The sequence below is a fragment of the Paenibacillus sp. ISL-20 genome (genome assembly GCF_018613005.1).
Lineage (GTDB): Bacteria > Bacillota > Bacilli > Paenibacillales > Paenibacillaceae > Paenibacillus_AQ.
This window is the reverse complement of record NZ_JAGGRD010000022.1, coordinates 13,287-33,961: the sequence shown is the minus strand read 5'-3', so window position 1 is coordinate 33,961 and position 20,675 is coordinate 13,287. Positions and strand designations below refer to the sequence as shown.

General features: G+C 48.8%; 21 protein-coding genes. 16 read left to right on the top strand and 5 right to left on the bottom strand.

Features of this window, described 5'->3' with window-relative positions; genetic code table 11:
• Positions 1–34 precede the first annotated feature (34 nt).
• Positions 35–460, top strand: a complete 426-nt coding sequence (locus tag J7E85_RS13290) for a thiol-disulfide oxidoreductase DCC family protein (protein ID WP_215158503.1) — start codon at positions 35–37, stop codon at positions 458–460.
• Positions 461–470: 10 nt separating this feature from the next.
• Here the strand turns inward: J7E85_RS13290 and J7E85_RS13285 are convergent, their stop codons facing one another.
• The 3 genes from J7E85_RS13285 to J7E85_RS13275 all read right to left on the bottom strand — a co-directional run bounded on the left by J7E85_RS13285 (position 471) and on the right by J7E85_RS13275 (position 3,352).
• On the bottom strand, positions 471–947 hold the full coding sequence (locus J7E85_RS13285) for a FixH family protein (protein ID WP_215158501.1): 477 nt from the start codon (positions 945–947) through the stop codon (positions 471–473).
• Between the two features lie 41 nt (positions 948–988).
• Positions 989–2,407, bottom strand: coding sequence for a PepSY-associated TM helix domain-containing protein (locus J7E85_RS13280; RefSeq protein WP_215158499.1), 1,419 nt, complete (start codon positions 2,405–2,407; stop codon positions 989–991).
• Between the two features lie 78 nt (positions 2,408–2,485).
• Positions 2,486–3,352: a thermonuclease family protein gene (locus J7E85_RS13275; protein ID WP_215158497.1), complete on the bottom strand. Its 867-nt coding sequence runs from the start codon at positions 3,350–3,352 to the stop codon at positions 2,486–2,488.
• Positions 3,353–3,662: 310 nt separating this feature from the next.
• On the opposite strand from J7E85_RS13275, the gene J7E85_RS13270 reads away from it, so the two are divergent.
• The 12 genes from J7E85_RS13270 (at position 3,663) to J7E85_RS13215 (ending at position 15,139) form a co-directional block, all read left to right on the top strand.
• Positions 3,663–4,817, top strand: coding sequence for a P-loop NTPase family protein (locus J7E85_RS13270; protein WP_215158495.1), 1,155 nt, complete (start codon positions 3,663–3,665; stop codon positions 4,815–4,817).
• Entirely contained in the window at positions 4,817–6,067 is a 1,251-nt protein-coding gene (locus J7E85_RS13265) for a TadA family conjugal transfer-associated ATPase (RefSeq protein WP_215158493.1), read from the top strand. Before J7E85_RS13270 ends, J7E85_RS13265 begins: the two co-directional genes overlap by 1 nt.
• A complete protein-coding gene (locus J7E85_RS13260; RefSeq protein ID WP_215158490.1) occupies positions 6,064–6,921 on the top strand; it encodes a type II secretion system F family protein in 858 nt (285 codons plus the stop codon). Before J7E85_RS13265 ends, J7E85_RS13260 begins: the two co-directional genes overlap by 4 nt.
• A gap of 15 nt (positions 6,922–6,936) precedes the next feature.
• On the top strand, positions 6,937–7,809 hold the full coding sequence (locus J7E85_RS13255; protein WP_215158488.1) for a type II secretion system F family protein: 873 nt from the start codon (positions 6,937–6,939) through the stop codon (positions 7,807–7,809).
• Between the two features lie 17 nt (positions 7,810–7,826).
• Positions 7,827–8,021 (top strand): Flp1 family type IVb pilin, encoded by a 195-nt coding sequence (locus J7E85_RS13250; RefSeq protein WP_397329698.1) that lies wholly within the window; start codon positions 7,827–7,829, stop codon positions 8,019–8,021.
• Complete coding sequence (locus tag J7E85_RS13245) at positions 8,014–8,688, top strand: TadE family protein (RefSeq protein WP_215158486.1); 675 nt, start codon at positions 8,014–8,016, stop codon at positions 8,686–8,688. The genes J7E85_RS13250 and J7E85_RS13245 overlap by 8 nt, the downstream gene beginning before the upstream one ends.
• 2 nt (positions 8,689–8,690) lie before the next feature.
• Positions 8,691–10,922, top strand: a complete 2,232-nt coding sequence (locus J7E85_RS13240) for a hypothetical protein (protein WP_215158484.1) — start codon at positions 8,691–8,693, stop codon at positions 10,920–10,922.
• 82 nt (positions 10,923–11,004) lie between these two features.
• Positions 11,005–11,925 carry a pilus assembly protein gene (locus J7E85_RS13235; RefSeq protein WP_215158521.1) on the top strand — a complete coding sequence of 307 codons (921 nt, stop codon included), beginning with the start codon at positions 11,005–11,007 and terminating at the stop codon, positions 11,923–11,925.
• A 186-nt stretch (positions 11,926–12,111) separates the two neighbouring features.
• Positions 12,112–12,624, top strand: coding sequence for an A24 family peptidase (locus J7E85_RS13230; protein ID WP_215158482.1), 513 nt, complete (start codon positions 12,112–12,114; stop codon positions 12,622–12,624).
• Positions 12,625–12,636: 12 nt separating this feature from the next.
• Positions 12,637–14,499 carry a DUF6382 domain-containing protein gene (locus tag J7E85_RS13225; RefSeq protein ID WP_215158480.1) on the top strand — a complete coding sequence of 621 codons (1,863 nt, stop codon included), beginning with the start codon at positions 12,637–12,639 and terminating at the stop codon, positions 14,497–14,499.
• Between the two features lie 253 nt (positions 14,500–14,752).
• A complete protein-coding gene (locus J7E85_RS13220) occupies positions 14,753–14,938 on the top strand; it encodes a hypothetical protein (RefSeq protein WP_076324645.1) in 186 nt (61 codons plus the stop codon).
• A gap of 12 nt (positions 14,939–14,950) precedes the next feature.
• Complete coding sequence (locus J7E85_RS13215; protein WP_483311317.1) at positions 14,951–15,139, top strand: FHA domain-containing protein; 189 nt, start codon at positions 14,951–14,953, stop codon at positions 15,137–15,139.
• A 107-nt stretch (positions 15,140–15,246) separates the two neighbouring features.
• Here the strand turns inward: J7E85_RS13215 and J7E85_RS13210 are convergent, their stop codons facing one another.
• Positions 15,247–16,167 (bottom strand): copper amine oxidase N-terminal domain-containing protein, encoded by a 921-nt coding sequence (locus J7E85_RS13210; protein WP_215158478.1) that lies wholly within the window; start codon positions 16,165–16,167, stop codon positions 15,247–15,249.
• A gap of 218 nt (positions 16,168–16,385) precedes the next feature.
• Between J7E85_RS13210 and J7E85_RS13205 the strand changes: the two genes are divergently transcribed.
• Positions 16,386–17,561: a copper amine oxidase N-terminal domain-containing protein gene (locus J7E85_RS13205; RefSeq protein ID WP_215158477.1), complete on the top strand. Its 1,176-nt coding sequence runs from the start codon at positions 16,386–16,388 to the stop codon at positions 17,559–17,561.
• A gap of 100 nt (positions 17,562–17,661) precedes the next feature.
• On the opposite strand, the gene J7E85_RS13200 is transcribed toward J7E85_RS13205, so the two are convergent.
• Positions 17,662–18,135, bottom strand: a complete 474-nt coding sequence (locus J7E85_RS13200) for a DUF2621 domain-containing protein (protein WP_215158476.1) — start codon at positions 18,133–18,135, stop codon at positions 17,662–17,664.
• 125 nt (positions 18,136–18,260) lie between these two features.
• On the opposite strand from J7E85_RS13200, the gene J7E85_RS13195 reads away from it, so the two are divergent.
• Both J7E85_RS13195 and purU read left to right on the top strand, forming a co-directional pair.
• A complete protein-coding gene (locus J7E85_RS13195; RefSeq protein ID WP_215158475.1) occupies positions 18,261–19,382 on the top strand; it encodes a deoxyribonuclease IV in 1,122 nt (373 codons plus the stop codon).
• A gap of 131 nt (positions 19,383–19,513) precedes the next feature.
• Entirely contained in the window at positions 19,514–20,413 is a 900-nt protein-coding gene (gene purU / locus J7E85_RS13190; RefSeq protein WP_098748691.1) for a formyltetrahydrofolate deformylase, read from the top strand.
• Positions 20,414–20,675 lie beyond the last annotated feature (262 nt).

Below are 20,675 nucleotides of genomic sequence, written 5' to 3'. Positions count from 1 at the left end.
TGTTTAAGGGTATGGGAAGGGAGCGAAGGAGTATATGAAGGATCGTGCAACGGAAAATCATGAGGAATATGCCATTGTGCTGATTGATGGTGTGTGCCATTTGTGCCAGGGTCTGACGCAGTTCATTATCAAGAGAGATCCTGCGGGTGCCTTTCGCTTTGCTTCGCTGCAATCCGAGATTGGGCAGGAGCTGTTGAGGCAGGGAGGGCTTAGTGGAGATACTACGGAAACGATGGTTCTAATTGAACAGGGGAAGTATTACACAAGGTCGACGGGCGCTCTTCGGATTGCACGACGCCTTCGTTTTCCTTGGCCGCTGTCGTACATTCTGATTCTTATCCCTCCTTTTTTACGGAACCTGGTGTACCGCTGGGTGGCGAAGAACCGTTACCGATGGTTCGGACAATCCACTGAATGCATGGTTCCGACGCCGGAGATTCGGCGCCGGTTTTTGTCCTAATCCAATTGTATTAATGATGATGTTCTGCCGTACCTTCTTGAAATGTCGGAGTTCCTGCTTGCAGGTAGGCAAGCTCGGCCTCCGACAGTTTGCCGACCGCGAACGGTTTCTGGGGAATGATGATGGAACCGTTGTTGCCGCTGTGCAGCTTGAAAAAATACAGCCCCTCTTTATCGAAGGTTTTGGTTACCTTATATTTGCCATCACCGACCTCTACCGCATCCGTCATGGGATCCCGCAGGGAGCCGTCATGGCTCCACAGCTCGTAATGAACAAAATCCGCATCGGGTACTCTTTTGCCATCCTGGGTAAGGATAATCTCGATGGTCTCCGGTTGATGCACAGATAACGTCTCGGGAATGTTCACCTCGGCGATCAGCGGGATTTCTTTTTCATACCGGTTGGCTGCATCGGGATTGGCCGAGCAAGCGCTCAGCAGCAGGGACGATAGCAGTACGGATAATATAAAACGGCTTTTCATGATCATGAAACCGCCACCCCTTATTGTAGTTTGAGTATATAACCGAATCAGGCATTCAGAAATGTCTTGATCGCCGGTACCCTCCGAACGATGACATAATCGATGATCCACACGATGATGAGGGACAAGCCCACAAGCGGGAATAGGATCCCCAAAGCGATGAGCAGCAGAAGAAACAGCCTCATTTTTTTGGCATCTACCTCGGGCGCTTTTGGTGCCCCCAGTCCATGCTCCGGTTTTCGCTTCCACCACAAGTACAAACCGCTTACCGCAATAAAAATGATTCCTATGCATATAAGCAAACTGAAGATTTGGTTGACGATGCCCAGCTGCGTTCCTTTATGCAGCGTAATGCCAAGGGCAACGGCTTTGCCGACGATTCCGTAATGATCATAGCGATAATCCGCCAAGACCGCGCCGCTGTACTGGTCGATATGCATGGTAGCCTCGTCTTGTGCTTTGGGCGGATAGGCAGACAATGTGTACACCCCGTCCGCTTGCTGCGGGATGCTGATGGTGTAGCTTGGATGGATCCCCTCACTTCGGGCCACATACATCACATCTTCGATGGGAAGCGGGGTAAAGTCGGAGATGGTCGAATTGGGAACCGCCAGATTCTCGGCGGCCCAAGGTACTTCGGCCACTTCCTTGGTCTGCATGACATGGGAGGATGGCGCACTGCCCGACCAGATGGAAGGCGGATAGCCGGCACCGGTATTGGTTGCCATGGTTTGAAAATTACTGCCCCACAGGCCTGACCAGGGCAATCCGGTCATAATAAGAAACAACATGCCTGCGGCAATCCAGAATGCGGGAACGGCATGCAGGTCTCTGCGAAGAATCTGCTTGCCCTTGCCCAGACGCGGGTACAGGATGCCCGCGAGGCTTCTTTTCTTTTTGCTTTTGTTTTTGTTTTTATTTTTCGGAAACCACAAATACACCCCGGTCATGATCAGCACGATCGCCCAGCAGGCGGCAAGCTCCACGATCCGGTCCCCCACGGTTCCGACCATCAGTTCGCCGTGGAATTCCTCGATTTTGTCCATGATGCGGTCTTTGTCTTTCAACTCGCCTATCTTCTCTCCCGTATAGGGGTCCATGAAGACGGTCATGGATTCGCCCCCTGAGGTCAAACTAATCTCTGTAGATCGGGAGTCCGACTCGCCGGGGCGGTATTTCGTGATCGCAGCGTCAGGGTAGAGCGCTTTAACTTGTCCGACCAGCTTGCTGGGCGTTACCCGTTCAACCTGAGGGGTTACCGTGTAGTAGTCCCGATATAGCGCTTGTTCAATCTGAGGCTTAAATAAGTAAACGGAGCCGGTGATAGCCAGGATGATCAGAAAGGGAGCGAAGATGATGCCGGCATAGAAGTGCCATCTCCAGACGGTTTTGTAACATGCGGCAGAGCTTGGATTTGGCGTTTGACTTTCATTTGGTTTGCTTGCTGGAGGTTTCTTTTTCCCCATGGCTGGTGGCTCCTTTTCAATGACGGCTAAAATTTATATAAGATGAACATGAGCGTTCATTTCATATATCAATTGAGTTTACTTCGGGGCGCGGAAACCGGCCTGGACGGCTTCTGCCTCGCTGCAGAACCACTGCTCCTGCTTCGTGCGCCCATAGTATGGAGATTCCGGTGTGTGGTAGATTTTTTCACCCTTCGAGTTGATGTTGCCTTTGATGTCGCAGCCTTGCTTTGACTTTTGGCTGTTCTCTTTCGGGGCTTGGGTTGCTGCTGTGCCATTGCGGCTGCTGTTGTTCTTGTTGTTGGCGTCGTCCTGCTCCTCCGGATGGAAGCCGTCTTCCTGGGCATAGTTCTCTACGCTCCATATGCCAAGCGCCTTGTCCCGGCTGATCCGCTGCAAGTCATCAAATTTGTCTACATAGCGGGTGTTGGGCGGGTAGATATAGGCCACGCGGGCGAGTCCTTCTTCAAGCAGCGATTCCTGGACCATTTTTCCGTCGGCATATACATAAGCAAGAAGCCTGGAGTATTTATCCCGGTTCGGACCGATATCAAATTCCAATTCAAGTTGATCGGCTTGTTCCACCAGATCCTTCGTAAAAGCCTTGGCCTCGGGCCCGAATGGCTGTACGCCCAGCTTCGGATGACTCGTCTCAGGCGTGTCGACCAGGAGCATCCGAACGTTCTCCTTTTTGCCTTCGAACATTACGCTGATGGTGTCTCCGTCAACGGCTTTAACCAGTTCCACGGCTACCCGCGGAAGATTCAGATCATCGGTTGGATAGGTCGTTTGTTTGGAATTCGTCGTGCTGGTCTTTGACTTGGCTTCAGATTTAACGGTTGTTGCGGTTTCATTGTTTGATGTCGCAGGGGACATCAGCGGCTGGCTGCAGCCGGATAATAACAGCAGGGCGGTTAGAAACGCGGCTAATATACGTTTGTTCATGGGTGTCACTCTCCAAGCTTGGAAGTATTGGTTTAGATGGTTTAGGAGTTTATATATGTTAATTCTATATAAGAAGTTTCTATATAGAGAACACTCGTTCTAAGCCTATATAGTAGGACATTTATCCTTGTTTTGACAATAGTGATTAAGGGCTATCTGTATATCAAAAATAAAATCTTGCCGTTCTGCTGCAACTGTGATATTCTAATGTCAAATTATAACAGACAACGGAAGCACCGTTCATTGACCGCATATTGCGGCCTTTGACGGTGCTTTTTTGGCGTTGTTACAGAAAAGAGGGATTGGCTTTATGATACCGGCCCGACTTGTGCTGGCAGTGCAGGATTCCCGGTATGTCGAACCGCTGCTGAGTTATGTGCATGGAAGTTCTTACGGATCGGCTCTTCAGGTGACCGCATTTACCCGCACCGATTCATTTCTACATTATATGGAAGTGGGGGAAGTACCGAATCTGGTCGCGGGGGATACGGAAATGCTGGAGAGTTGGCTCAGCCGGAGGGAGACTTCGGTTCCTTGGCTGCTTCTAAGTGAAGGCCATTCATCATCTTCTCTCGTAGAGGGGGGCAACAGTACATTCAAGTATCAACCGCTGCCTCAGTTGATGGAAGTCATCATCACCCACTGTAAGCGAAGCGGTGGGGCGCTGGAGAAACTGAATGTCGGAACAACCTCGGTGATTGGCATCGTATCTCCCCTAAGCGGGAGCGGGAAGTCAACGATAGCCATGAACATGGCGAAGCAGCTGGGCGTGCTGGGATTGAAGGTGTTCTATCTCAATTTGGAGACGGTGAACAGCAGTGCATTATTTCCTTCCGGTTCGGTGGGCATGGAGGGCAGCTTTTCAAGATTGTTGTATGACATTAAGGCCTCACAAGAATCGGCTTCGGGGACAGAGTTGTCGATAACCCCTTATATCATCAGACATCATGGCCTGAAGTGCGATTCCTTTGAGCCCAGCTTCAATGTAAAGGAAATCACGGAGATGACCATGGAGGACACCGCTTTGCTGCTGGCTTCCCTCGTATCGTGTAATCAATATGATGCCATTGTCGTGGATACCGAGGGATACATGGAGGAACGAATGCAGGCGGTTCTTGAACAGGCCGGAGTGCTATTCTGGATTTTACTGGATGATCTAATGAGTATGTATAAGAGCGGTATATGGATGGATCAATTGGAGCTCAAGGATTCCGCGCTTTTCGGAAACTTGAAGAAGCGGAGCCGATTCATTGTCAATCGATACACAGGACAACTTGTTAACGGATTCCCCCGCAAGGATATCAGCATAGACAGCGTACTGCCTTATATTCCTTCATGGAAACAGATCCATCGGGAAGAACTGCTGTTGTCCTCACCCATCTATCAGAGAGAGGTATTGAAGCTCTGCCAGCAGCTGCTGGTGGGCACGGGTATCACACCAGTGCAAGCGGGTGGTGGGCAGTGATGATGGAGGATCCGTTCAAGTCGGTTCGTGACCAGGTTCGTTCCGAGCTTGATATGAGTGCGAGCATTAACAATTCGGAATTGATGGCCCGCATCGAGGAAATGGTGTGGAGAAGACGCGAACTTATGGAGCTGACAGCCGCTGAGAAGCGGAGGCTGGTGCGCAGGGTATTTGATTCTTTTCGCGGGTTGGATGTGCTTCAACCATTAGTGGATAATCCCCGAATTACGGAAATTATGATTAACAGCCACCAGGACATATTCATAGAGCAGGATGGCGAGGTGAAGAAGCTGCCGCTCCAATTCGAATCGCAGAGCCGCCTGGAGGATATCATTCAGAGCATTGTCGGTACGGTAAACCGGGTGGTGAATGAATCAACGCCCATCGTTGACGCCAGATTGAAGGATGGCTCGCGGGTAAATATCGTACTGCCTCCAATAGCGCTGAAAGGGCCGACCATGACGATCCGTAAGTTTCCGGAATCACCGATGACGATGGATGACCTGGTTGGAAGGGGCGCGCTAACAGAGGAGGCAGCGGAGCAGCTTCAGATTCTGGTCAAGGGTAAATACAACATTTTTATAGGCGGAGGGACGGGTTCGGGGAAGACGACTTTCCTGAATGCATTATCGCAGTATATTCCGCCTGATGAGCGTGTCATCACGATCGAGGATTCGGCGGAATTGAAGATCGTGACGGTTCCGAATCTCGTGTCGCTGGAGACCCGGAATGTCAACACGGAAGGCCGGGGGGAAATCGCGATACGCGATCTGATTCGTTCCTCGCTGCGGATGCGTCCCAATCGGATCGTGGTGGGGGAGGTACGGGGAAGTGAGGCGCTGGATATGCTGCAGGCAATGAATACCGGGCATGACGGAAGTCTGTCGACGGGGCACGCTAACAGCACCAAGGACATGATCAGTCGTTTGGAAACGATGGTGCTGAGCGGTGCGGATCTTCCGATCAGCGTAGTCCGTCAGCAGATTAGCTCGGCGATTGATATTTTCGTTCATTTATCCCGGCTTAGAGATCAATCGCGGCGCGTAACGGAGATTAGCGAAGTGATTGGAATGGAGGGCGGCGAGGTGCTGCTGAATCCGCTGTACCGGTTCCGCGAGACGGGCGAATCAGGCGGCCGGGTGATTGGATCTCTTGAACCTTGCGGTAACCCACTTCAATCAGCGGACAAGCTTCATATGGCCGGGATTACAGCTTGGCCGCTGCAGAAGATGATGGAGGTGACGTCATGAAGCGATCTGGCGGTGCTGTATTGACTCCGGAAGAGGGTCAAGGTGAGCGGGTGATCAAGAGGAGTAAGGGGGCTGGAAAGAGTGTGCATGCTGCCCCAGCTCGAACCAACACTCTCCCGGATTACGGCGTCTATCATCTCTCGATGAGACAGAGAATGGGTTGTGTTATCCTTGGCGGTCTTGTGTTTTTTTCCATCGGTTATCTGTTTTATCACAATCTGATTTTGTCGCTGCTGCTTGGAACGGGAGGTCTCACGGTCCCTAAATTTTGGCGACGGTTTATGCTGGAACGCAGGCGCAAGACGCTGAATCTTCACTTCAAGCAAGCCTTGTATTCCTTGTCCTCATCTCTGTCGGCTGGCCGCTCCGTGGAGAATGGGTTCAGGGACGCGGTACAGGATTTGCTGCTGCTTGATCCCGGAGGCCATAGTGATCTGATCTTTGAGCTCAAAGTCATTGTGTCTCGGATGGAGTACGGCGAGCCTATTGAGATGGCTTTGCAGGATTTTGCCCGAAGGGCAGGGATGGAAGATATAGCGAATTTTGCGGATGTCTTCTCGACTTGCAAACGCACAGGCGGCGATCTGGTTGAAGTTGTGCGCAGAACCTCTTCTGTCATCGGAGAAAAGCTGGATATTCAGCAGGAGATATCCGTGATGATCGCCCAGAAGCGGTTCGAATCCAAGGCGCTGCTGGCTGCGCCGTTCCTGCTGCTGCTGTTCATGAACCTGACGTCTCCCGATTATATGGAAACGATGTATAGCGGACCGGGGATTATGATCTCTACTGTTGCGCTGGCCGCTCTAGGAGGCTGCTTTTTGTGGATCAGCAAAATGATGAATATCAAGGTGTAAGGAGGTGAGGCGGGCATGTTGCCATGGGTAGCGGGCGCGCTGGTGGTTCTGCTTGTGGGTGGTTGGGTGGTGCTGAATCATATGTGCGGTGAACGATACCATCGTCTCAGCAAAGTGCCCATGGAAGGTCTTAGGCTGCAACGGTTAGCACCGCCTCTGCTGTTCCTGCTGGAGCAGGGAAAGATTCCGATGCGCATTCCGATCGTTTTCTATCGGATGCAGGGCTCCATCCAGAAGATACATGGCTTGCGGCATTGCACAGAAATGACGTTGTTGTTTATGGCCGAAGCTCTTGCATATACATGGCTCATTTTGATCGGTGGCTGTATATGGTCATTACTGTCGGGAGATGTTATCGGACTTCTGGCCGGATTGGGATTAGGGGTGTTGCTGCCTGTCGCTTTGGTAAAGGATCTCCACAAAAAGGTAATGCTGCGCGAGCAGGATATCGTTATGGAGCTGCCGGAGCTTCTAAACAAAATCGTGTTGCTTGTTGGGGCAGGCGAGACGGTACAGCGGGCGGTCATACATTGTGTAGAGCGGAGTAAGGACACGAACCATCCTCTGTATGTCGAGCTGAAGCGAATGGTGCTTGAATGGGAAGGAGGCCATTCATTTCAGCAAGCCTTCGAACAGTTCAATAAACGGTGTGGCGTTCAGGAAGTATCGATATTTACAACAACTGTTTTGCTTAATTTTCGACGCGGTGGGAATGACTTTGTTTTGGCACTGCGCGATTTGTCCCGAGTACTCTGGGAGAAGCGTAAGGCCATCGGAAGAACAAGGGGGGAGCAGGCCTCCTCGAAGCTGGTACTGCCAATGGTGGTCATTTTCATGATCGTGATTGTTTTGCTCGGAGCGCCTGCATTTATGATGATGAACATGTAGAAGGGATCGGTGTATGAATGATGATGTTGTCCATGGTAAAGAGCGGGTTGAAAGCTTTTTGGAAGGATGAGAAAGGAATTGGAACCCTTGAGATGATTCTGATCCTTGTTGTTATTTTGATTATCGCGCTGATATTTAAAGATAAGATTACGGCGTTGGTAAATAATTTGTTTCGTAATATTGACAATAAAAGTAAAGGTTTTCTTGAGTAAAGGGTTTCAGAGAAGATGGAAGGACGAGTCAGGGAGCTTCACGGTGGAAGCTTCCCTGGTACTTCCCATTGTGTTGATGGTGACCGTATTGCTTCTGTTCCTATGCTTGTACATCTACCAACAGTCTATGCTGGCCCAGGCTTCAGCTGCAGCATCCGAGCGGACTGCGTATAGCTGGGATAACAGCCATAAGCTTGCAGCCACGGGATCCGTAGAGCAGGGACAATATGATTCGTTATATTGGCGGTTGACGGATGATCACGTGTTAGGAACTCTATTTGGTTTGGCTGGTGGAGACGGCACGAAGTCGATACAATTGCCGCATGGTGAAAAAGGCGGTGGGAAGCTGCCTGAACTCAAAATGTCCAAGGGCGGTACGGCTGTGCCCGCTAGCATGGTGGGAGAGATGCATTATACGAATCAGCTGCTCATTCGAAAGGTGACGACTTCGTTAAATGAGCAGGTATCTCTGACGCCATTGAGTCAAATATTGGACGATGGAGGCCAGATCAAGGTCAGCGCACAATCGATCGTGGTGGATCCTGTTGAGTTTATTCGCACGGTGGATCTAATGCGATATTACGGATCGAAGTTTCAAGGCGGGAGTAATGGAACGGATAAGGCTGCCGCAGGAGAAGTTCTACAAAAGTTCGGAGGTTCGCGATAGTCATGACGAAGCATAGGGAAGCTCGGTCGAGTCGGAGAAGGAGAGAGGGTGGCCGATCGTCCGATGGATCTGTATCTGTTTTTTTGATTATCGCCCTAGCTGCTGTATTCATGTTTGTAGCTATCTTTATTGATTATTCCCGCATAGCAGCGATGAAGGTGCAAAGCGAAAGGCTGACTAGAGCAGCCGTACGCTCCGTGATGTCCTCCTATGATCCGCAGCTGCAGAAGGAATATGGATTATATGCCCTTGGAGACACCAGCGGTGATCTCATTATGGGCAATGTGCTGAATGACAGCATGAATCCGGGAGAACGTAGCGATGCATTCCGGTTAATGGCAATGGAGCTCGATAGTTCGGGTCTTGAGCTGCAGCGTCCGCTGGGGACTTATGACATATTTAACCGGCAGATTATCGAGGATATGAAATATAAAGCGCCGATTGATTTCACTTTGGAATTAGTGGGCAAGTTCAAACCGTTATCGCAGTCCATGAAGGAAGCTTCCATTACAGTTGATGTCCTTAAGAAGCTTCGCAAATTGTATGACAAGCGGGAAGCGGCGCTGGATGAAATGCTGGCAAAGCAGCGAAAAGCAGGGGAGCATGCAATCCGGCTTTCGAAGCTGGTTATGGATCCGCTGGGACAATCGATCTCCGACACTTCGCTGGGGGGCAGTATGTATACCGCCGCTGATGTGGCATCGCAATACGAGGATTATAAGGCTAAACAACAGGAAGATGCGGACAGGCCTCCTAAGGAACAACAGTATACGCTGCTGCTCATGGCTTACCGGAGTGGAATTTCTTCCATTGGCTCACAGATTTCGAGGGAGGCCAGCCGAGTTCAGAAGGAGAATGACAAGCTGCTCTCGGATGCGCATCAATTATGGGAGGAAGCAAGGAATCTGAATGAAGAGATGAAGCAGGTCATCAAGGATTCCGAGAACCGTTCATCTAATAGGGGATATGATCAGGTCACGAATGATGTAACACCAGGGTCTAACGATTCATCCGGGGCAGAAGCGGAGATGATTCAATCCATACGGAAGCAAGCTGACAAATTAATTCACAGCGATGAGTTCTTGAACGGCTTCCGGCAAGAGATTGATAGCCAGGAGAGTCGATACCAACAGGTTGCCCGAGCGGTCACCACTCTTCAGTCTTCGCTGGGGGGAGAGGGAATGAAGGGGACGGTGCTTGAAGCCAGTCGCACATTACAAAGTTTTGTGTCTAATTATGGAGTATCAGGCAGTGGAAATATTATAGATCGGGAACAGGCGTCATTGGAGCAGTTCCGCACATCGGATAAGGAACGGAAGGCGATGGAGAAGCAGGCCAGTCAGAAGCTGAAGCAGGCATCCAAAGTCATTGAGGCGATTAACGGGTTGAATGGACAACATCAGGCTATTATGGATGAGTTCCGTGAACTTCAGCAGTACTATGACGAAAGCCTTCAATTTAATTCTGAAGCGGACAACATAAATAAGGGAAAGCCTATGGACGATGATCCGTATGATGCCGGTAAACAAGCAATGGATAATATGGACGGTATGTTTGGATTTATGGGGAACGTGCTGGGCGGTGTCAGGGATGAACTGTTTCAAAATGAGTACGCCGTTCATTATTATCAGCATTTTGATATTGGGAAATTAACCGGAATGGTTGATGGTTCCAACACGGGCGGGGATGTCATCCAGGAATTCGCCATTGGGAACCAGGAAGTGGAGTACATTCTATACGGATTTCATAACCCCGCCGGGAATATCTCGGCGGCCTATGCAGAGATCTTTGGTTCCAGGCTCGCGATCCGGACGATGGAAGGATTCATTGTGAATAGTAAATTGGGAAATCCGTTGGCGATTTTGGCGGCAGCGATTCTGTATGGGATTGAGAAGGCCATTGAGGATATGATCCAGTTGTGTCAGAAGGGGAGCGTTCAGCTATCCAAGTATGTCCCCGTTGAGCTGACTTACAGGGATCATTTGCGAATATTTCTGTTTATTCACAGCAATAACGAGAAGAAGCTGTCGCGCATGTTGGCGTTGATTCGATTGAACACCGGCACCAATCCTGCGGAGCGATTTACCTACGCATCAGGAGAGGTCAAGACGGCCATGCGTTTATGGTTTCTTCCAGGGGTGACAAAAGCGATCGGCGTTGTATTTGGAAGCGATGGGGACGAAGTTCAGGGAAGTCGTTACATGGTAAAGCGCAAGGCGGATTTTTCCTATTAGGATTAGGGGTACTTGAATGAAACGATTATCGGTAATACAGAAACCTCTCCATAAAGGTAAAGCGTCATCGGAACAAGGAAGCATGGTGGTGGAAGCTGCACTTGTGCTGCCGATGTTTATGTTTTTTGTCATTTTTCTCATTTATATCGTGCAAATGACGTTGATATCGACAGCACTCCAGAGTACCGTTTCGGATACGGTCAAAACCGTAGCGGCTCATATGTATCCCGTCTCGCTAGCCGTGCAGGCCAATACTGATGGTAGTGGAACAGGAGAAGGCTCACCAAGCACATCCCATTGGGAGATTCCCAAATTGTCACTTTCTGATTGGGTTTCGAATTACAGCGACTCTCTTCCTTCTCCTGTTAATGAATGGATAACGCAAGCTGTAGCGTCAGGCGAGGAGCCGCTGCAGCAGCTTAAGAATCAAACCGTGGAAGCTGTACTCGACCCGGTGGTCAAGCCTCTGCTGAAGCCATTTATGCCGGAAAATCTTCTGGACTATGATCGAATCCATGTGTCCAATGTTCACATTCCGAATTTGAAGAGCGGGGCGAGTCCCTATTTTGGCATTGAGGTGAATTACGCGCTTCCGATCCGGGTTCCTTTCTTGAACAAACGCATCGTGCTGCAGGCAAAAGCTCAGGAGAGATTATGGATCGGTGACACCGGCGAAGGAGGGACGGGGTCAGGGGATGGCTCGGGGACTAACGGGGCTATTGAGCTGTTAGAGAAGCCGAATCCGGCCGTTGCTAGCATGCAGGCTAAGGTGAAAGTGAAAGTGGAGCCGGGAAGCAGTGCCCAATTGTCAGTCTATTATAAGAGCGGTCAGAGTACGGCTAAATATTTGGGCTGGGAGACCGCGGACGAGAACGGCTACATCGAGTGGGAATGGAATGTAGGCTTTAATACAACGCCGGGAACTTGGCTGTTTGTCGTTGAGACAGCAGACGGGCAGCGGATTGAGGTTCCGTTTACGGTGGTGGCGCGGTCAGGTTCTTGAGGCTTGATAGCAAGAGTCCGAAATGAAGTGTTCTCTAAGAAGCGTTTCAGAGAAGTGTTTCAAAGAAGTGTTTCAAATAAGTTTTTAAGAGAGTCATTCTAAAGAAGCATTCGTTGTTCATCCATAGTTAAAATCTTATCAAGGCTATTCCAGTGAATAGTTTAAGCAAGGGAGTTTTGATGTAGTATGGCCGTTGCTTTTGGTGTTTGTGCCGTTTATCTGATCGCAGCATTCATTACAGACCTTCGTTCCATGAAAATACCGAATGTTTTAACCGTTTCGGCTATGCTGTCCGGCCCTGTCTATCATGGCGTTCTGGACGGGTGGGAGGGGCTGCTCTTTTCTTTGCAGGGTCTTGGAGCCGGGTTTCTCATTTTGTTGATCATGTATTTTATTGGGGCTGTAGGAGCGGGTGACGTTAAGCTGTTTGGGGGGATTGGTGCCTGGACCGGTTTATGGTTTACCTTGCAGGGCATCATGTATTCTGTAATTTTTGCCGGTGTCATCGGTTTGCTCATCCTGCTCTGGCGCCGGGAAACGATGAAGCGAATACGCAATGTTGTTGGCAGTATCGCTGGCGTTTTTGTTATGAAGAGCTGGTTGCCATTGCGCAACAGCCAGGAGGAACACTTGCGATTCCCCTTTATGATTGCTGTCCTTCCTGGCGTAATCAGCACGTATGTAGTACTGCACTTGTAGGAGGGGGAGCTTATGCTCGGATTAAAGGCGGATTTTATGCAGAACGGTGGAACCATTATGGTGCTGGACCGGGCTGAAGGAATCCAATCATCAGAACTTAATCATGTACAGCTGGGAATGATCCGTTCTTCGAGAATCCCTCATTTCTTGAAGCTGCATATGAAAGAAGTCGATTATAAGGTAACGCTGGAGTATGATATCACCGGCAAAAAAATGCTATCTCAAGCGTTAAAGAGCGAGCGAATGACGCTGACCGAATATTTTGGATTGCTGTTGCAAATCGTCACCGCTCTGGAGGACAGCAAGCTGTATATGCTTCAGCCGGAGAATTACATACTTCATGAGGATTATCTATTTATTGAAGGTTCCCTGGATCTTGGCACTTTATATTTAACTTATGTTCCCGTTGCAGCTACCGAAGCAAGCGGCACTCGTCTTCCAGTTATGCTCAAAGAGCTAATGACAAGGTTGCTCGCATCGGTGACGGAGTTAAAAGGGGGAGGGATACAGGCACTGATGTCGTTCTGCAGTGAACAGAGCTTCAATCTGCCGGGACTTAAGAAGCTTGTGGTTGAGCTATTAGCTGGAGAGGGTGAAGATCAGCGTACAGTAACTCAAGCAAATACAGCAATGCCTTCAGGTCTAAATCAAGGATCGCCCTATACCGATAGTCAATCAAGCAGCATAGGCTCCAAGCCTGCATTCGCATTTACAGAACCGGCTCGCGGGCGGACAGCAGTGCCGCAGACAGAGAGTGACATCCACACGGATAAACAGAGTTTAATCCGAGGTCTGGCGGAACGTACGAATGAGATGTTTGGGAAGAGGGGCAAGAGCGAGGAAATGAATTCTCACGTGGATCGAAGCCCCTTGAGCTCTAATCCTGCGTGGCTCCCTGATACAGATGATACAAATTCAGAAGCTTCGGACAATGGCAAAGCCTCGCCGGTTCGCACCTATATTTTGTTAGGATGTTTACTCGCCGCAGCGGGAGCTTGGAGATTGCTGTACATGAATCAGCCTACTTCACTGATGCTGGGGTTGTCGGTAGGGATTACGGTTCTGCTTGCTGCAGTAACTTGGCTTGGCTGGACAGGTAAACTCAAGCTGCTCTCACGAAGATCTGGCGATTGGTCCGGTTCCTTGCCCATATTCGAGTCAACAGAGCTTAGTCCGCAGGACTCCAAGTGGAAGTCTGTCCCACGTTTTCAGGCGGACCCTTTATCGGGTCTTCTTGGGGATAGCCGGGAAACAGACGCTGGAAAAGCAGAAGCAGAGCTTGAGGAGGGGAAAGAGAATTGGAGATGGCGGGTCCCTAAATCTCAAGTTAACTCCGAGAGAGATCACCATTCAGCGGGATATCCCGCACAGTTTCCGCAGAGCCATGCAACATATTGGCGTTCATCTGAGGCAGCGGCTGCGGCTGCGGATCCATATGGGGAAGAGGGGGATTATTATGCCCAGCTGTCCCAACGGACGGAGGTGCTTTCATTTCCTGGAGGTGGGGGAGCTACCGTGCTGCTAAGTCCGGATGCCGCAGCCCGTCCAGCCGTGCAACCTTCAGCAGGTACTTACCTCGAGCTAAACGAACCGAATGCTGCTACCCCCCAGCGGATTGAACTGCATCAGCCCCATTTCATTATCGGCCGGTCTCCTGACGTAGCCCAATTCGTTGCACAGGGAGTGGGGACTTCACGGGCGCATGTCGAACTTTCGCGTGAAGGCGGAGGTTACGTACTGAAGGACCTAGGTTCGAGAAATGGTACGGTGTTGAAGGGGGAGTCCATGGTGCCTTATAAAGAATACCCTTTGATGGAGGGGGATGTCTTTATTATTGCGGGATGGTCGTTTACCCTGCGCAAGGGTTTATATTGATACGGGGTTATTATAGTAGAAGTAAGATTTGCAAAGCTATTCTATGAAGTTTAGAGAAAATTCGGATATTGCAGAAAACCAAAGGTGTAGGTGCTTTTGGTTTTTTTGTTTTTACTAGATCTATAAAAACATCTGGTATGATTTATGGTAAAATATACCGAATGACTATAATATGATTAAGTTTGTATATGTTAACGATTAATTGAAAAAATATCTTGTGTTTTTTGATTCATATGTTAGGGAGGATTTTGATGTGTCTGAAGATCTAAATAGAGAAATATTGAAAGAGCTAAAAGAAATCAATAATAAACTAGACACCTTGAACTCGTCAAAAGGAATATCAGGAACTCTAAAAGTTATTGCCCTGATATTCGGGTTTTTAGTGATAGGACCTTTGCTTGTAGGGATAATGGTGTATCTATTTAATTTAACTGGCTAAGATCTCCTCTATATTCAGGGCGAGGCGACCTCAAGGGTCGAACTTTCGCGTGAAGGCGGAGGTTACGTCCTGAAGGATCTAGGTTCGAGAAACGGCACGGTGTTGAAGGGGGAGCCCATGGTGCCTTATAAACAATATCCTCTAATGGAGGGGGATGTCTTTATTATTGCCGCATGGTCGTTTACCCTGCGTAAGAGATAATATTTTATAGTACATAAAGAACCCCGGGTTTGAAAGGCAGTGATCTGCCTTAACATAATACCCAGGGTTCTTTTTCTAATTTTTATTGAAGTGTGAGTGCGGAATTTTTATAACGAGCTTGAATAGATCAGGTATTCCGTATCTCCGGTTGGGTCCAGGTACCAGTTAGCGACCTTTTTTGAGTAATTATAAGATCCTCCGTATAAGGGCCAGCGTGTAACGTACACATTGTATTCCGGAACGAAGATATTATATTGTGCATCATATCCGCTTGGATAAGACGAATGGATAAAGAAAGTAATAATAAAGATATTAACTTTTTTGTAGCCATATTTTTTATGTACATGATTGGCAATATTTTTGGTCAGCTGATGCCCCGTTGAAGGTTTGCTGTCAAAGGTGTCGATAATGTTCTGCATCGTTTGTTCATCCGAAATTTCTACGGCAATGGAAAGTGTATCCGAATCGTCGGTTACGCCATAAGTTAAGTTGTTTAGGTGCAATTTTCCGAAAGAGAGATTCGAGTATTTGGATTCCAACTCCTCTTCGATTTTTACGGCTTTCGTTTTTACCGGTGGGATCGGTGTAGGCTTAGGAACAAAGGGCTCTGTCCCTTTGTAACTGGTAATGTTGATGGTGTTTCCATTTACGGCCATGGTTGCTCCAGTGGCTTCGCTAATGAAGCGAAGCGGAACGAAAATATTTCCGTTCAAGGATACCGGGGGAGATTCGAGCAGCATTCGCGAGCCGTTTACATAGGCGTTTTTGTTGCCAACAGTCAGTACAAGGTTGATTCCTTTTTTAGTCCCTGTAATCTGCTGTTTAGCGGGATCCCACTTTACAGAGAGACCTAAGCTTTTGAATATAGGAGCGAATTGTACCAGGGTCACCCCGTCTCGCAAAATAGGGGACTGTCGCAGCCCCACTTTAACGCCATCCACATTGACGATATTGGCTGGTGCCGCTCCTGCGGCCGGTACAATACATGTAAATAGTAAAACTATAATAATTGCTAATTTCAACTTCACGCCATTCGTTCCTCCTAGGACTATCGGATTATATTTCTTATAACAGTCTATTATACTTGAACCATGGCTAATTTCCATAATTTTCTCGATATCAACCTGCTTCATCATCTTATCTGGCTATGAGATGAACTGTTTATTCCGCGCCGTAACCACTACCCATATATAAGGGTTTAATACATAGGATTCTAATTTCATGGAAATGAAGGAGAATGATCGATGTGATAAAAAGAGCCTTATTATGGTCAGCCTTGTTTTTTATGTTATGGTTGCTGCTACCGAGCCCATCCCATGCGGCCACATCTTTCGTAAAAGCAAACGTGGAATATGGGCAATTCAAATCGCTCTTCACCTTGGAAGACCCGGTAATGATGAAGGATGGGAGAGTATTGCTTCCTCTGCGGGAGGTCGGCGATATTTTGGGTTTGAAGGTTCATTGGAATCAAGCACAGCAAAGGGCGAGTCTGTATGGCGTAAATCTTGAAATGACGCTGCAACCCGGCAACGATGCTGCTTACGTGAACAAGGAAAAGAAAAAACTCCAGACTTCTGCGGAAGTCATCAACGGAAAGCTGTACATTCCTCTCCGGTTTGTTGCCGAAGCCGTGAATGAAGAGGTAAAGTGGAACTCCCATACGAAGACGCTATCTGTTGGCAGTACTTATGCTGTGGGAACAGATAAGGGCATTACATTTTGGCTTAATCGAAAGAACGGCGAGTTCTATCAAGCCATCGGGAACAAAGTGCCGTCGTTTATCGGGACATTAGATATTAGGGTGGAGGAACTGAGACATCTCCAAGTGGATAGACTGTCCGACCACAGTTCGTACGTGCGACTATATGAAGCAGTAGGGATGTCCGCATTAGGTAAGAGATCCGGCCAGGTTTTTGTGAAGAACGGACAAATCATAAAGGAATCGCACTTCGGATTCATGGGATATTATCCGGATACCAATACGTATAACCTATACGATTTGCAAGAAAAATTATTGTTCACGGATGGCAAGCATGCAGAGTTTCTAAATCATGAAGGGGAAGTGGTGGCTTCCTATAATCTAGGAGAGTTGACGGGAAAAGAAGACGAGGTCTATATGATCGAATATGTCACGGATTCGTATATGATCTTACGGGAATATGGTACGCAGCATCTGATACTCTATCATCGAATGCGCGAGATCACAGCTTATGTTCATGAGATACTCCCGCTTCCGCCTGCGGAGAAACAGTTCCTTGAAGAAGTTGCCTTGGACAGAAATAATGAACCGGACCGCGAGCTTATCATTCGCTTCAATAAACAGGAGGAGAATACGCTGTTGTTTCTGTATAAGAGTAAAAAAACAGGCCAAGTTCATTCGTATCCCTTCCATTTAACGAAATTAAAAAACGAATCCCCCTGATCCTCTGTATGAGGACTAGGGGGAGTTATTTTCCGGACCAAACGGTTTGTCCGAACATTTGAATGAAGCAAGTACCGCCGTTCCATTTAAGGTTGTGTTATTACTTATTAATCAAATGCTGATAAGGCTTGTAGTCGATTTCCTTCTTCTGGAGGAAATTCATCAAGAATTTGTAATCCCGCTTCGGCGTAGCCACGATATAACCTTTGATGCAGTGATCCCGGGTTACTTCGGTTGCGCCGGATTCGACGGCGATTTTGCCGATTTCGGCTGCAATGGAGTGTTTGGCGATATCCCGGAACGGTCCTGGAACAGGCTGCACCAGTTCGTCCAGAAATGCTTTGGATTCATCCGTCCACAGCGGGAGGCTTCGCTCTACCCAGTAATTTTGCCAATCGAGCTTTGATTTACCGTCGGCTTTGGGAAGCACTTTCAGAAACTTGCGGAACATGAAAAATCCGCCGATGCCCATCAGCCCAAGCATGACCCATCCCCAGAAGGCAATGGAGTTCATGAACCATGACGGCGGCGCACTGGACGACAAATAGCCCATGACGGCCCCTGTGCTCTTCATTTGTATATCACCTCAATGATTATTGTCACATGACACTTTCATGAGAATTATAACGCATTTCTAGATTTATTTCGATATACAAGCTAAAATAGGTGTAATTGTGTGTTAAAAAAGGGGGATACAGCATGTTGAAAATTGGTTCCCACGTGTCGTTTTCGGACAAGGGATTGCTGACTGCGACGGCTGAAGCTACATCATATGGCTCAAGCTCGTTCATGATATATACCGGCGCACCGCAAAACACGCGCCGCAAGCCGATCGATTCCATGTTTATCGAAGAAGGCAGAGCCGCTATGCAGGAAAGCGGGATTGATGAGATTGTGGTCCATGCGCCATATATTATCAACCTTGGATCGTACAAGCCCAATACGTTTGAGCTGGCGGTGAGCTTTCTGCAAGAGGAGATTCGCCGCACGCATGCGGTCGGTGTGAAGAATATCGTTCTCCATCCGGGTGCATATACCGATAAGGATGCGGAATACGGCATCGACCGAATTGCCGAAGGCCTCAATGAAGTGCTCGGCGGTACGGATGAGACCGAAGTGAAGATTGCGCTGGAGACGATGGCCGGCAAAGGCACTGAGATGGGTCGCAGTTTTGAAGAGATTGCTTCCATTATTGATAAGGTGAAGTACAATGACCGTTTGGCCATCTGCCTCGACACCTGCCATATTCATGATGCGGGTTATGATATCGTAAATGATCTGGACGGCGTGCTGGAGCAGTTCGACAAGCTGATCGGACTCGACCGGTTAACGGTCGTGCACGTGAATGACAGCAAGAATCCGCGTGGAGCGGGTAAAGACCGTCATACGCCGATTGGAACCGGATGGATCGGTTATGAAGCTATTCAAAGAGTGGTTCATCATGAGAAGCTCCAGGGCAGACCGTTCATTCTGGAGACGCCGTGGATCGGTAAAGATCCGAAGACGCAGCGTCCGATGTATGAGATCGAGATTGCGCTTCTGCGTGGGGATGTGGAAGGCCGTTTCGGGTCAACTTTTGCTCAGCAAGTAGAAGAACTGGGTGCTTTCTTTGTTAAGGAAGGCATTGAATCCCGTTCGTTCGTTCTGGATACCTGGACGCTTCTGAAGAATGACGCGAAAGCCAAAAAGGCCGATCCACGCGAACCGATGGAGCGCCTGTACGATATGGTCATGGCAGCAGGCCTGCTGTCCGACCTTTCGGAGGAGCAGATCAATCAGCGCCTGATCGCTTGGTTGTCCGGTGTTCCCCTGAATTCATAAGCTTCATTAGAAATGGCTTTATATTAAGAATACTAAGGCATTCGCAGGATAACGTCCGCATGTCGCGGGATGTTTTCCTGCGAGGCCGTTTGACGTTAATTGCAGATTTAAAAGGAGGATCACCGAGTCTCATGGAAATTCACATCAAGAAGGATCTGCCGTCTGCGGCAGGTCAGTACCCTAATCGTGCCCGCATGCTGATCTCCTGTCCGGATGGACCGGGAATTGTGGCGGCGGTCTCCCAGTTTCTGTACCAGCATGGCGCGAACATCGTTCAGTCTGACCAATATACGATGGATCCGGCCGGCGGCATGTTTTTTATGCGGGTTGAATTTGATCTGGAGGATTTGAATACGAAGCTTCCCAAGCTGGAGGAGTCCTTCCAGGAAGTTGCCGATCAATTCCGTATGGAATGGAATATCTATCATGCGGTCCGTAAGAAACGACTGGCGATTTTTGTTTCAAAAGAAGATCACTGCCTTGTAGAGCTGTTGTGGCAATGGCAGGCGGGCGATCTGGATGCGGATATCGCACTGGTGGTAAGCAACCATCTGGATATGAAGGAATACGTGGAATCGTTCGGTATTCCGTATCACCACATTCCGGTTACGGCGGATACGAAGCCTCAAGCGGAGCAACGTCAGCTAGATGTGATCGGCGATGACATCGACGTGATTATCCTTGCGCGTTACATGCAGATTATTTCGCCAACCTTTATCGAACATTACCGGAACCGGATTATCAATATTCACCATTCCTTCCTTCCGGCCTTTGTCGGCGGCAAGCCTTATGCGCAAGCTTATAACCGCGGGGTGAAAATTATCGGAGCCACCGCCCATTATGTAACCGAAGAGTTGGATGGCGGACCGATTATTGAGCAGGATGTGCAGCGCGTTAGTCACCGGGACGATGTCAACGAGTTGAAGCGTATTGGCCGTACCATCGAACGCGTGGTGCTTGCAAGAGCCGTCAAGTGGCATGTCGAGGATCGGATTCTGGTGCATAACAATAAGACGGTTGTATTCAACTAACGGTTTGCAAGCGGAAGTATAATCAGACAGGAAGACAGCCAGCAGGTTCGGAAACAGCCCGAACACGATGGCGAGCGATGCCGGAATAACCGGGCCTGTGCCTGAGATACAAGTAAGAATATGAGGCTGTATTCGGACGATTCATCATAGATAGTACGATGGAGCAGCCCAACACTTTAACGCTGCAATGGATTACCCCTTGATCCCGCTCCACTTATTGGAGTGGGATTTTTATTTATAGTTGACTTGGTAAAAAACGCTA